Below are 13636 nucleotides of genomic sequence, written 5' to 3'. Positions count from 1 at the left end.
AATATTACAAATAGCGTGCTAAAAAATAACAACAACCAGTTTTGGCATAAAAAAAGTGTCACACAAACGTGCAACACTTTGATATTAAATAAAATATTTTTTAACAGAAAATTATCCTTTGATAACGATTTCCATTTTTTCTTGCTCTTCTAAAGCCAATTCCAAATCAACCAAGATACGTCCTGAATGTTCATCAGCGATAATTTTTTTACGTTGAGCGATATCCATCTGTCTTTGTGGTGGAATTGTAAAGAAAGATCCCGCAGAAGCTCCACGTTGTACAGGAACAACAGCTAAACCATTTTTCACAGAATTTCTGATACGGCTGTAAGCATCTAATAATCTTTGTTCGATTTTAGCAGAATATTCAGAAGATAATTTCAATAAATTACTTTCTTCTTTTTCTGTATCTTTTACAATTGTATCCAACTCAGCTTGTTTGTGAGATAAATGCTCTTTCATTGAATTTAATTTTGCATTAAATTCTTCAACTTGTGCATTTTTTTGAGAAATTTTAACTGTAAACTCGCGAATACGTTTTTCAGATAACTCAATTTCCAAACCTTGATACTCAACTTCTTTAGCTAAAGCATCAAATTCTCTGTTATTTCGTACGTTATCTTGTTGTTTCGTGTATTTTTTAATTAAAGCTTCAGCATTTTTGATTGCTTCTTTCTTCAATTTAATTTCTTCATCCAAACCTTTAGTTTCGTCAACTATTTTTTGGATTCTCGTTTCTAATTGTGCAACATCGTCGCTCAAATCTTCAACTTCTAAAGGTAATTCACCTCTTGTGTTTCTGATTTCATCTAAACGTGAATCAATTAATTGCAAGTCGTATAACGCGCGAAGTTTTTCTTCTACGCTTAGTTCTTTGATATTTTTTGTTTCAGACATAGTTAACAATAATTAACAGGATTGGTATTAATTCCAGAATTAAAGACCACAAAATTAGTAAATTTTTCTTTAAGATACGAAGTTATTAAGTTTTTTGTAAACTGTTCCGATTCAAAATGCCCAATATCTGCCAAAACAAGCTTATTTTCAGCAGTAAAAAAATCGTGATATTTCAAATCTGCCGTGATATAAATGTCCGCTCCAGCCGAAATTGCATTTTTTATTCCAAATGCGCCAGAACCTCCAAGTACAGCAACCTTCTTTATTTTTTTGTTTAATAATTTCGAATGACGAATAACGGGTGTATTCATTTGAGTTTTTAGATAATTGAAAAAATCGAGTTCTTCCATTTCATTTTCTAACTCTCCAATCATTCCAATTCCAATATAATTGTTTTGATTATTCAACGAAATAACAGAATAAGCAACTTCTTCGTACGGATGATTTTTGAATAAAGCATTCATCACATCACCTTCCAAATGTTGCGGAATCACAACTTCTATTCGCGATTCGTTTACTGTTTCTAGCTTACCAACTTCACCAATAAAAGGGTTTGCGCCAGCAGTTGGTCTATAATTTCCAGTACCTTCTACCGCAAAACCGCACGAATCATAATTCCCAATTTTTCCTGCACCCGCTTCATACAACGCAGATTTCAATTGCTCAGCATGTTCTGTTGGCACATAAGTAATCAATTGTTTGATGGTTTGAGACTTTGGAATAAGAATTTTAGTATTCAATAAAGATAATTGTTCAGAAATTTTGAAATTAACACCAACTTTCGAATTATCTAAAGCCGTATGCGTTGCATAAATATTAATTCCATTTTTGATCGCTGTCATCACTGCTTTTTCAACATAATTTTTTCCGTTCAATTTCTTTAAACCAGAAAAAATAATTGGGTGAAAACTCACAATCAAATTACAATTTTTCTCAATCGCTTCTTCCACAACTTCTGGCGTTGTGTCCAACGTTACCAAGATTCTTGTTACCTCATCACTGTAATCACCAACAAGCAATCCAACATTGTCAAAATCTTCTGCATACGCCAAAGGCGCTATTTCTTCCATCGCCAAAGCGACATCTTTTACTCGTATCATTTCTCTTTTAAAAGCAATTTTTCTGTAGGCAAATCATTTTCGATGCCTTTCCAATACGATTCAAAATTAAACTTTTCTAACAACTTTCTTGAAGCAACATTATCAGGATCGATGACAGCCATTACTTGCAAATCAGGAAATTTTTCTTTTGATTCTGCTAATAAATGTTCGCAAATCATTGATCCAAAACCTTTTCTCCAAAATTCTTTTTTCAATAAATAACCAATTTCAAGTGAATTTTCAATATGTTTATTATACACCAATTTACAATCACCTAAAAGATTATCATTTTCATCATAAACTTTGAAAAAACCTAAGTTTTCATCAGCTTCTCCTTTTTCTAAGATTGATGTAAATTTATGATTTGCTTGCTCTTCGTTCAAACCTTTACCAGAGATGTATTTCATCACTTCGTCGTCTTGAACAAGTTTAAAAAAGTTATTAAAATCTGTAGGTTTATATTTTTCGAACCGAATTTTCTTCATGAAATTTTGTTAATGCTTTTAATAAATTGATTTGATTAATCGTACGATTTAGATTTTGTTTTGGATAAGAAATCGAATAATAAATATCGTTTTCTAAATAATCTGCCAAAAATCTAACCGCTTGAATATAAATCACAATATACGCAACAAAATCCATATTATCAAGCTCGACAGGCGTCAACACATTTTTCAGGTGTTCTTGAAAACCTTTTTTAACAGCCAAATAATAATCTGCCGAAAAACCATTTTCTCCATTTGGATCGTCTTCAGCTTTCAGGTTTGCATATGTACGAATCATATCTCCAAAATCGCACAAAATATTTCCTGGCATTATTGTATCCCAGTCTATCACAGCGATTGCTTGCGAATGATTATCATTATTGAATAAGAAATTACTGATTTTTGCATCGGCATGAACGACACGTTTTGGGAAATCTATTTCTAAATATTTTTCAACTTGATATAGATTATCCAAAATATAAGCAACTTCTTCTTTCGTTTCTTCTAAACGCTCTGTTGAAGCATTTTTCAATGCATTTTTGAAATCATTTACACGTTTATGATAATCTAAAAACCCGACAATCGAAGGATGAATTTCATCAACATTAACATCTAACAAATACGAATGAAATTCACTAATTGTTTTCGCCGCTTCGTATGCTTGTTCCGCAGATTCCACTTTCTCAAAACAAATAGAATTTGGAATAAAAGAAGTCATCCTCCAAATTTCTCCATCTTCTTTTGCTAATAAATTTCCTTGCAAATCTTTTACAATTTCGATTACCGAATTTTGATAATTCTTTGCTTTTAGATGACGAGAAATGATGTCAATATTGTTAGAAATTACTTCTGGTTGAGGAAAAACGTGCGTGTTTATTTTTTGTAAAATATTTTTTTTTCCTTCGTACTCAACTTCATAAGTAGAATTAATCCAACCAGAACTGATTGGATTAACACTAACTTGATCTATATTTTCGAAATAATGTTTTAATATTTTCTCCATTATATTTTATGTCCAAAGTGAATTTGGATATTTTTGATCATTGATTAAATTTTGAATAGAATTTACTACAACTTCTCTATCTTCTGGATAAGTCATTCCGAACCAATTGTCATCCGATTTTTCTACAATCACTTCCAATTGATCTTCTTTGATCATATCATTTACAACTTTCGGCAAGAAAAATTCTGCTTTCAATTGAGAAGCATTTTCATGAAGAAATTCCTCAAATTTATCTTCTAATTTTCTGAAAATAGAAGGATGTAAAACGAAGAAATTCATCGAAACAGCCGTATCTCCGTCCAATGGTAAAACGTTATCATCTTCTTCGAAAACAATTTCTCCATTTTCGTTAGAATAGATATTTGTACGCTCTACAACATTCTCCAAATGACCGTTTGTTACCGTACAAACTCCGCGAGAAACAGAACCATTTTCGCTAATCGTATTGGCCAATTTGTACGCTACCATACCATAAGTATTTGCTGTAATTTTTTCATTTTGAACCAATTCGTTCGCCTTTTCATAAGCTTTACGACCATAAAAATCGTCTGCATTAATCACAATAAATGGATTGTTTAAATGATTTTTTGTAATCATTAACGCATGCCCAGTTCCCCAAGGTTTTTCACGTTTCTCTATTGTATCGTAAATTCCTCTCGGAACAGATGTATACGTCGTTTGAAGAACAAATTCTACTTTACCTCCATTTTTTTCAATTAAATTTTGAAAATATTTTTTAGTTTCTGCATTAAATTGTTCATTAATAATGAATACAAAATGTTTTATTCCACAAGAAAAAGCATCGAAAATTGAATATTCCATCAACGTTTCTTTACTTGGTCCAATTGGATCAATTTGTTTTTGTCCTTTGTAGCGGCTTCCCATTCCACCTGCTAAAATGACTAATGATAAGGTTTTAGAATCCATAATCTTCTGTACCAAAAACTGGTTTTCTTGTTTTATATTTTCCTCTTGTAAAGTCTGGCATTTCTTGAGAACTACCATTTCCTTCGATAGATTTTTCACTTAATGGTGTTACTGCATACCAAGTTGCTAAATCATATACATCGAATGGGAATTCTTTGTTTGCTTTAATACATTCGATAAAATCATTCATTAAGAAGAAATCCATTCCTCCGTGCCCAGCACCTTCTGCCTGAGTTTCGTATTTTTTCCAATATGGATGATCGTAAGTTTTTAAATGATCTTCTGAACTTGCCCATTTGTGAGAATGTCTCATTTCATCTTCGAAATAAATGAAACCTTGACTAAATCCTCCTGAACCGATATCTTGCCAAATACCATCAGTTCCTTGAATACGGAAACCTAAGTTATATGGACGTTGTAAAGATGTATCGTGCGTTAATAAGATTGTTTCTCCGTTCTCACATTTTAACATTGTTTGAACGATATCTCCTTGTTTGAATTTAACCTTTGCATTTGGGTGATCTGCTCCTCCATTTTTTACGATATAATCAGTTAAACCAGCTTGTTGAGAAGCCATAGAAGTTAAATGTGTAATTCTATTTCCACGGTTAACATCCATCATTGTACCGATTGGTCCTAAACCATGCGTTGGATATAATTCTGCATTACGTTTTACATAATGATTTGTACGCCAAGCAGCTTCAGAGAAACCTTTGTCTCCAAATTCAACTCCACCACCATAAGGTTGTTTACCATCGTTAAATAATACATTTCTTAAATCGTGTTGGTAACCACCTTGTCCATGAACAATTTGTCCAAACATTCCTTTACGAACCATATTCATTACAGCCATAACATCGCGACGGTAACAAACATTCTCCATCATGAACACAGGAACTTTCGTTTTTTCGTATGTATCTACGTAATCCCAACATTCTTGTAAATTCATCGCTCCACACACTTCTAAACCTACAATTTTACCCGCATTCATTGCTGCAATTGTTTGCTCAGCGTGAAATTCCCATGGCGTAGCTATAATTACAGCATGAATTTTCTTATTCTTATATAATTTTTTATATCCATCTAAACCTTTAAAATACTCTACAGGTTTTTTATTATGTTTTGCAAAAATTTTGTTTGAACGATCAATCATTCGTTGATCTGGTTCAGCGATCCCAACAACTTCTACATCATTTCTTTTTAATAACTCATCTAAATGTACCTGCCCTCTCATTCCACAGCCAACAATTCCTACTTTCACCTTATCAATTTTTGATGAAAAATCAAATAATGAATCTGGTGATACTAATGCTACCGTAGATGCTGCAGCAGTCGATTTAATAAAATTTCTTCTGTCCATAGTTGTATTTAATTGTTTGCTTTATTTTTTAAAATGCAAAATATGAAAAATAATCAATAAAACTTTCTGCTTATCAGTAAAATTAGTAGGTTTTAGGCGAATCCTTAGCAAATACTATAATAAATTCTGTCGTAGTAACATTTTCGTTTTTAGATTTAATTACAGATAATTTTTCATTTAAATCTTCACTTTCTAGAATTTCAATTACGGCGATTTTGAGCTCAGGTCGAAAATATTTCAAATACCAATAAATTCCGCCATAATTTTTAGAATGATAATCACCATTGTAATGAATGAATAGATTATTTTTCTTCAAATTATTCAAAATTGATTCTGCCATTGTTGCATCCTTTGTAGCTTGCGCTGCAACAAACTGTTTTGCCTTCACTCCAGCATGATCTCCCATCATTTTAATCATTTCAGGATAACCAGGCGCATCATAATCTATCGTAATAGGAAGTTTCGCAATATAAGCTTTCTCATTATTTGGAACTGTATCCAAAGCTTCAAGTCCATTCTTAGCGACATACGAAGCATATTTGCGTGATACGTTAGTCGCTACAAAATCCAAATTCTTTTCTTTCGCAAAATCAACAAGCGGTTTATAATCTGTTTTATAATTATTCCAAAGCTTTGTACTTTTTTGAAATTCTTCATCCGTCGTTTTGCCTTTCAAATAATTCGTTAAATCATTTTGTTGATGGCGCTCGAACATTTCTGCTCCGAGTATCAATTGATTTCCTTTTATCTTATACAATTCTTTTGTCGTTTGCAATTGCAACCAATGATTTACCGCATTATTATGATGTTCACCAAATAAAACAACATCATATTTTGCTAACTCTTTAATCATTTTATCAAAATCAACTTTCTTTTCTTGTTGATTATAAATTTGATAAGTTTTTCCGTTTTGCGCTTTAGCCTGAATTGTAAGTACAATTAATAAGGTATAAAGTATCGTTCTCATGTTATTTAAATTAATTCTAAATTGTAACAAATTAACAAAAAAGTCTACATATAAAGAAAACAAATTCAACTACTATGAATAAAGTTCTTGAAATTAATCAACTTACTAAAAAATTTGGCAGTTTTACAGCGGTCAACAATGTCTCTTTTTCGGTAGAAAAAGGAAACGTTTATGGATTACTTGGTCCAAACGGAAGTGGAAAATCGACAACATTAGGAATGATTCTTAATGTAATCAATCCTACAGCGGGTTCATGGAAATGGTTTGATAAAGAACCAGATAACGATTCGTTGAAAAAAATTGGAGCCATTATCGAAAGTCCAAAATTCTATCCATATTTATCAGCAGAAAAAAATCTTGAAATTGTTGCTGATATTAAAGAAGTTAATTATGCGAAAATTGACGAAAAACTTGAATTAGTTGGATTACTTTCTCGTAAAAAAGATAAATTTCAACAATATTCGTTGGGAATGAAACAACGTTTGGCAATTGCAGCGGCGTTGTTAAATGATCCTGAAGTGTTGATTTTAGACGAACCTACAAATGGTTTAGATCCACAAGGAATTATTCAGATTCGAGAATTGATTATTAAAATTGCGCAACAAGGGACAACAATTATTTTGGCCAGTCATTTATTAGACGAAGTCGAAAAAGTATGTTCGCATGTGGTGGTTCTTAATCAAGGAAAAATGCTTTATGCGGGTTCTGTAGATCAAATGAATTCAAGTTTTGGAAGCATCGAAGTTGCTGCGCAAAATATGGAAAGTTTGGAATATACATTAAAAACGTTCTCATTCGTTTCGAAAGTTACTAAAGAAAATAACAAACTTTTTGCTGTTTTATCAGAAGAAAAAGATCCTGCAGAAATCAATAAAATGCTTTATGAACAAGGAATTATCGTGAATCATTTGGTAAAACGTAAAGAATCTTTAGAGCAACAATTTTTCCAATTAATCCAAAAACAGAACTAACATGAAAAGATTATTTAGCATAGAATGGAATAAATTATTCTACAACAAAGGAACACGAATTTTTATTATTTTATACTTCGTGATGATTCTGTTAATGGGAATTACGTTGCCGAATTTCAAACCAAATATGAATGGAATCGAAATTGATTTAATCAAATTAGGCGCGTTAGAATTCCCTGTAATTTGGCATAACATCACATGGTTAATTGGTTTTGGAAAATTCTTTTTAGCTATTATTGTCATTAATAATATTACCAACGAATATTCTTTCGGAACTTTCAAACAAAATACAATTGATGGTTTATCAAAAACTGAATTTTTAAATACAAAAGTTTTGATGAACGTTGTTATTACACTTATTTCTACATTTTTAGTTGGTGTTTTAGTTTTTGCATTAGGTTCTATTTTTAGCGAAAAGTTTGATTTTGTAAACGGAATCGAATTCTTAGGTGGATATTTCGTCGAAATCTTCGCTTACATTGTTTTTGCAATGTTTTTATCATTTCTATTAAAGAAAAGTGCTTTTGCAATTTTGTCTTTAATTGTTTTGAATATTATAGAATCTGTTGCTAAAGTTGTTGAATTTTTAGTTCGATTTGGTAAAAATCCTCCAAAAAATCCTGAAGAAATTAAAATCTTAACTAATTATTTACCACTAAACTCAAACGGAAAAATAGTTGATTATCCTTCTGTAGATATACAAAAAGCAATTATGGAAGGTAAGTTATTTGTTGCCGATCATGTACAATGGGATCATTTTGCGGTAAATATTTTCTACATCATTTTATTTCTTGGTTTATCCTTATTAATTATCAAGAAAAGAGATTTATAATTTATTATAATAAATTATCAAGTTATAAACTAGAGTTTGAAATTACTTCATGCTCTAGTTTTTTTTACATTTCTACTACGTTAATATTTATTTTATTTTTTTTAAATTATTGTTTTTTATTTAAATTAGTTATAATCAATCATCTAATAAAATTAAAATGAAAAATAACTTTAGAATAGTCGCCTTAGATAATGAGCTTTTTAGTGATTATTTTAATCTAAGTGATAAGGAATTGTCAAAACAAAATATCTCGAGAATGATTGTAGATAAATTCCCAGGATATCCTTGCCGAGTTAGTTTAACAGATGTGCAAGTTGGAGAAGAAGTTATTCTACTTAATTTTGAACATCATTCGGTAAACTCTCCTTACAAGGCATCTGGTCCTATTTTTATAAGTAAAAACGCACAAACTTATAAATCTTCTATTAATGAAATTCCAATAATGTTTAACCATCGGTTTTTGTCTATTCGTGCTTACAACAAGAATTCAATAATGATTTTTGCTGATGCAATAAAAGGAGGTTATTTAAAAGAAAAATTAAATGAAATCTTAGAAAACCAAGAAGTCGAATACATTCATATTCACAACGCAAGACCTGGTTGTTATAATTGCTTAGTAGAAAGAGCTTAAAGCTAATTAGTATTTTTGTTAAAAAATTAAATCTGAATTTTAGTTTACAAAGGTTTTTATTTTTTTATTACCATTAATCAATTCAAAAAAAATAATTAATTCATCTAAAATTTGCAGTTTTCTTCTTCAAAGCAATTTACAATTTCACTTGTTTGATTATCTTTGCAACTATGCAAATGACAAATTTCGAAGAGTTAAAAACTCTTTTAAAATCAACACCAAAGAAAATTGCAATTCTACCGCACAAAAATCCTGATGGAGATGCGATAGGTTCTACATTGGCGATGTTTCATTATTTAAATAAATTGGGACATACGTGTAACATTGTTTCACCAAACGATTTTCCGAAGTTCCTAAAATGGATGCCTTCAGCAAAAGATATTGTAATTGCAGATTACCGACCAAAAGTTGCCGAAGCAATTATACATCAAGCTGAGTTAATTTTTATCTTAGATTTTAATACCGTAAAACGAATTGACGACTTAGGAAACTGGGTTGAACGTTCAAAAGCACCAAAAATATTAATCGATCATCACCGTGAACCAGATACATTTGATTTTATGTATTCGGATATCGAAATGCCAGCGACTTGTCAAATGGTTTATAATTTTATCGAAGCGATGAATGATTTGGATAAAATTGACAAAGGCATTGCTGAATGTATTTATACTGGAATAATGACGGATACAGGCGGATTCCGTTTTCGTAATACATCGGCAGATACGCACAGAATTGTTGCAGAATTGATTGATAAAGGTGTAGAAGTTGACAAAGTGACTTCGTATGTAAACGATTCGCAAACGCAAGGACGTTTAAAATTGTTATCATTAACGCTAAATAATCTAACTTTTTTACCAGAACATCGTACAGCTTTCATGTTCTTAAAACGTGAAGATTTATTAGCAAATGGTTTTCAGAAAGGAGATACAGAAGGTTTTGTAAATTATGGTTTGAGTGTAGAGAATTTTATCTTTTCTGTAATTTTTATTGAAGATACACATCATAATTTCATTAAAATTTCGTTACGTTCTAAAGGTGATTTTGATGTGAATGAATTTTCTCGCAAACATTTCAACGGCGGTGGTCATATGAATGCTGCTGGAGGTCGTTCGGACATGAATATGGAAGAAACAATTGCTTATTTCCAATCGCTTTTACCAGAATATCAAGAAAAATTAGCCAGTATCGTTATCTAATGAAAAAAGTTATTTTATTCACTTTCGCTATTTTTGCGTTGATGAGTTGTGATCAAAAAGTGATACAATATCCCGTTTCATATTCTAATGATGATTTTATGAAACGTTCGCAAGAGCGTGGAAAATTATTGCATCAAGAAGAATTGCAATGGTTTGATGATTATATGAAAACATCTGACCTAAAATTTGTTAAAACGAGTTCGGGATTTTGGATTTCGAACAGTGGTCAACGAACAGCTCAAACAGCTAATAATGGAGATTATATCGAATTTGAATACCAAGTAACTGATCTCGAAAACAACATTTTATATTCGTTTAACGATAATAAAGTTCAGAAAATAATTTTAGGAAAAGCTGATATTGTGAGAGGTTTACAAGCTGGTTTACAATTGATTCCTGAAGGTGAAACTGCTAAATTATTGTTACCTTCGTTTTTAGCTTATGGAGGTTATGGCGATACGCAAAAAATTGCACCAGACTCGCCTATTATTATGGATGTAAAAGTTTTAAAAATAAAAAAACACTAATAAACACAAAGACTGTAAAGTTAAAATGAGAAAAATATTATTAATCTTAACTGTCATCACTACCCTTGTTAGTTGTGGCGTTAAAATTCCAAAATCGATGAGTAAAGAAGAATTTAAAAGTTTAGAAGACGGATTGTATGCAAAAATGACAACAAATCATGGTGCAATGACAATCAAATTATACGAAGAAGAAGCGCCAATGACGGTTGCTAACTTTGTTGGATTAGCAGAAGGTACAAAAGAAAATAAAGCAAAAGCAAAAGGAGTTCCTTTTTATGATGGAATCATTTTTCACCGTGTAATTAAAGATTTTATGATTCAAGGTGGTGATCCAGACGGAATTGGTACAGGTGGACCTGGTTACGATTTCGAAGATGAGTTTGAACCAACTTTAAAACACGATAAAAAAGGTGTTTTATCTATGGCAAATTCAGGACCAGCTACAAACGGTTCTCAATTCTTCATCACAGAAGTTCCTACACCATGGTTAGACGGACGTCACACTATTTTCGGACAAGTTGTAGAAGGTTTAGATGTAGTTGATTCTATTGCAAATGTAGAAAAAACGCCAAGTGATAAACCAGTTGTTCCAGTTGTAATTGAAAAAGTAGAAATCGCTCGTAAAGGTGATAAATATGCTAAATACAACGGAGCTGAAGCATTTGAAGCTGCAAAAGCAAATCACGCAAAAAAACAAGCTGAAGCTGAAGCGAAAGCAAAAGCTGAAAAAGATGCAGAAATTGCTCGTCAAAAAGAATTAGAAGCAAAAGCTCAATCAACTCCTTCTGGATTAAAATATGTAATTTTAGAAGAAGGTAACGGAGCAAAACCAGTTCAAGGAGATCCAATTCAAGTACATTATACTTTACGTTTAAACGATGGTGAAAAATTAGATTCATCTTACGATCGCAATCAACCATTAGACGCAACAGTTGGTGTAACAGGATTAATCCAAGGTTGGATGGAAGCATTGACAATGTTCAACAGAGGTTCTAAAGTTTTCTTAATTATCCCTGCTGAATTAGGTTACGGATCAAGAGGTGCTGGAGGTGTTGTTCCACCAAACGCAACTTTATATTTTGATATGGAAGTTTTAGATAAATAATTTATCTATTCAAAATAAGTAGAAAAGCCACTCAAATTGAGTGGCTTTCTTTATTTATTCTCTAAAACAGTTTCATTCTCTGCTTCAACTTTCTTCTCGTATTTTTTTCGGATATACTCTGCTGCCAATGTCACAGCAATCCCTCCAATTATTCCATAAATAGACCTTTTTCCTAGAAATTTAGCAACGGTTACGCCTGTTGTAGCTGCAGTTGTTAAAAGACCTATTTTAGTTCCTTTCTCGGTGTGATTTTTTGTTAATGCTTCTAAAATTTTCATAGCTTTTTATGTTTAGTTTTAGAAATACTAACAATTATCAAACCAATTTTATTTAATAAAATCTTCTACTAATTCTTTTGGACGACCTACTACTCCATTTTTTTCATCTGTTACAATCGGACGTTGAATCAATTTTGGATATTCAACCAAAGCATTCAAAACTTCATCATCAGAAAGTTCTTTTCCTTTGAAATTTGCTTTCCAATCTTCCTCATTTGTACGCACAATATCAATTGGTTTTAAATTTAGTTTAGTCAAAATTTCCTTCAATTCATTTTTCGTTAAAGGTTCTTTCAAATATTCTCTTACTACAAAATCTTTTCCAGATTCTTCTAAAACTTTCATCGCATCTCTGCTTTTCCCACAGCGAGAATTATGTAATATTGTGTACATTTTAATTATCTTTTTTAAAAGATAAAGTTAATGAAATAAGATTTACAAGTAAGTATCATTAGAAAAAAACAGATAAAAGCTGTCTATAAAGTTTTCTAATCCTTAAAATCTTTATCTTCTATTCTTAATACTTGTGGATAATTTCCTGCTCCTTTTATTGGTTCGAGAATATAACTTGCTCTTTGAGATTTTGTAGAGGAAACAGTTCTGTAAAAATCAATAGGTTGAAAGAAGTTCTTCGCAAGATAAAATCTTTTTGTAACAATTCCTTTTTCAAGAATTTGATAATCATTATTTTGATAATGATTCATATTTGTAGTTCCTTGACTTATTAACAACGGAAAAATAGTTGTATTCTCTGTATTAATCGTAATATCACAAGGATAGAGTCTTATAAATGAATGATTGTAGGTAAAAGATTTTCCAATATTATTAATCACTACATCACGGACATCTCCAAAATAATCTTGTGTTAAAATTGGAGCTCCAGTAATACTTAATCTATATTCTCTACCTGCACCTGTTGTATAAAACGTTTTCTCGTACTTTCCTTCCGAATTTGTAAATACAGAATCAACAATTTTTACAAATTCACCCATTCCCATTACGCCTCCTTTTTTATATTCATTCACGAGAATTCTAACATTTACAAAAGGTTTATTTTCTTCGTCTGTTATTTCTCCACTTATTTTAGTCGCAATTCCAGCTTTCAAATTGTATTTATTATCATCATCTTCACATGAGAAACAAACAACAAATAAGGTAAGTAAAAGTAATTTTTTCATCAGAATGTATATGTTTTAAATATGTAATAAAAATAATAGAAAAATATCAAAAGCAGCATTGGACAAATGTTACAAATAGTTTAATTTTCTATTATTCCTCTGAGCATTCTAAGATAAAACCAACTATTTAAGCAATTAATTTTACAAAAGGTTCCTCTCTTTTAACAACAGCAAATATT

General features: G+C 31.1%; 16 protein-coding genes. 6 read left to right on the top strand and 10 right to left on the bottom strand.

What is annotated here, in order from left to right:
• Window positions 1–111 precede the first annotated feature (111 nt).
• The 7 genes from HXZ74_RS00080 to HXZ74_RS00050 all read right to left on the bottom strand — a co-directional run bounded on the left by HXZ74_RS00080 (window position 112) and on the right by HXZ74_RS00050 (window position 6739).
• Complete coding sequence (locus tag HXZ74_RS00080) at window positions 112–897, bottom strand: zinc ribbon domain-containing protein (RefSeq protein WP_125349270.1); 786 nt, start codon at window positions 895–897, stop codon at window positions 112–114.
• Window positions 898–899: 2 nt separating this feature from the next.
• Complete coding sequence (locus HXZ74_RS00075) at window positions 900–1997, bottom strand: Nif3-like dinuclear metal center hexameric protein (RefSeq protein WP_409450510.1); 1098 nt, start codon at window positions 1995–1997, stop codon at window positions 900–902.
• Window positions 1994–2482 (bottom strand): GNAT family N-acetyltransferase, encoded by a 489-nt coding sequence (locus tag HXZ74_RS00070; protein WP_038331212.1) that lies wholly within the window; start codon window positions 2480–2482, stop codon window positions 1994–1996. Before HXZ74_RS00070 ends, HXZ74_RS00075 begins: the two co-directional genes overlap by 4 nt.
• Window positions 2454–3485 (bottom strand): phosphotransferase enzyme family protein, encoded by a 1032-nt coding sequence (locus tag HXZ74_RS00065; protein ID WP_125349268.1) that lies wholly within the window; start codon window positions 3483–3485, stop codon window positions 2454–2456. Before HXZ74_RS00065 ends, HXZ74_RS00070 begins: the two co-directional genes overlap by 29 nt.
• A gap of 6 nt (window positions 3486–3491) precedes the next feature.
• Window positions 3492–4427, bottom strand: coding sequence for a nucleotidyltransferase family protein (locus HXZ74_RS00060; RefSeq protein ID WP_286473350.1), 936 nt, complete (start codon window positions 4425–4427; stop codon window positions 3492–3494).
• On the bottom strand, window positions 4402–5772 hold the full coding sequence (locus HXZ74_RS00055; RefSeq protein ID WP_280061215.1) for a Gfo/Idh/MocA family protein: 1371 nt from the start codon (window positions 5770–5772) through the stop codon (window positions 4402–4404). Before HXZ74_RS00055 ends, HXZ74_RS00060 begins: the two co-directional genes overlap by 26 nt.
• An 82-nt stretch (window positions 5773–5854) precedes the next feature.
• A complete protein-coding gene (locus HXZ74_RS00050; protein ID WP_280061214.1) occupies window positions 5855–6739 on the bottom strand; it encodes a ChaN family lipoprotein in 885 nt (294 codons plus the stop codon).
• A 74-nt stretch (window positions 6740–6813) separates the two neighbouring features.
• Between HXZ74_RS00050 and HXZ74_RS00045 the strand changes: the two genes are divergently transcribed.
• The 6 genes from HXZ74_RS00045 (at window position 6814) to HXZ74_RS00020 (ending at window position 12001) form a co-directional block, all read left to right on the top strand.
• Entirely contained in the window at window positions 6814–7710 is an 897-nt protein-coding gene (locus HXZ74_RS00045; RefSeq protein WP_280061213.1) for an ABC transporter ATP-binding protein, read from the top strand.
• 1 nt (window position 7711) lies between these two features.
• Complete coding sequence (locus HXZ74_RS00040; protein ID WP_286473348.1) at window positions 7712–8542, top strand: DUF2705 family protein; 831 nt, start codon at window positions 7712–7714, stop codon at window positions 8540–8542.
• A gap of 256 nt (window positions 8543–8798) precedes the next feature.
• A complete protein-coding gene (locus HXZ74_RS00035; protein ID WP_280061211.1) occupies window positions 8799–9173 on the top strand; it encodes a DUF1203 domain-containing protein in 375 nt (124 codons plus the stop codon).
• Window positions 9174–9343: 170 nt separating this feature from the next.
• Entirely contained in the window at window positions 9344–10369 is a 1026-nt protein-coding gene (locus tag HXZ74_RS00030; protein ID WP_280061210.1) for a DHH family phosphoesterase, read from the top strand.
• The gene (locus HXZ74_RS00025; protein WP_280061209.1) at window positions 10369–10896 is read left to right on the top strand and encodes an FKBP-type peptidyl-prolyl cis-trans isomerase; all 528 of its coding nucleotides are present in this window, start codon (window positions 10369–10371) and stop codon (window positions 10894–10896) included. The genes HXZ74_RS00030 and HXZ74_RS00025 overlap by 1 nt, the downstream gene beginning before the upstream one ends.
• A 25-nt stretch (window positions 10897–10921) precedes the next feature.
• Window positions 10922–12001, top strand: coding sequence for a peptidylprolyl isomerase (locus HXZ74_RS00020; protein ID WP_244957946.1), 1080 nt, complete (start codon window positions 10922–10924; stop codon window positions 11999–12001).
• 50 nt (window positions 12002–12051) lie between these two features.
• On the opposite strand, the gene HXZ74_RS00015 is transcribed toward HXZ74_RS00020, so the two are convergent.
• The 3 genes from HXZ74_RS00015 to HXZ74_RS00005 form a co-directional block, all read right to left on the bottom strand.
• Window positions 12052–12279 carry a hypothetical protein gene (locus tag HXZ74_RS00015; protein ID WP_038331196.1) on the bottom strand — a complete coding sequence of 76 codons (228 nt, stop codon included), beginning with the start codon at window positions 12277–12279 and terminating at the stop codon, window positions 12052–12054.
• Window positions 12280–12327: 48 nt separating this feature from the next.
• Window positions 12328–12672, bottom strand: coding sequence for an arsenate reductase family protein (locus HXZ74_RS00010; protein WP_038331194.1), 345 nt, complete (start codon window positions 12670–12672; stop codon window positions 12328–12330).
• Between the two features lie 95 nt (window positions 12673–12767).
• A complete protein-coding gene (locus tag HXZ74_RS00005; RefSeq protein ID WP_038331193.1) occupies window positions 12768–13457 on the bottom strand; it encodes a hypothetical protein in 690 nt (229 codons plus the stop codon).
• Between the last annotated feature and the right edge of the window lie 179 nt (window positions 13458–13636).

Source organism: Empedobacter sp. R750, from assembly GCF_030324345.1.
Lineage (GTDB): Bacteria > Bacteroidota > Bacteroidia > Flavobacteriales > Weeksellaceae > Empedobacter > Empedobacter falsenii_C.
Note: the sequence above shows the minus strand (reverse complement) of the source record. Positions and strands in the feature narration are given on the sequence as shown.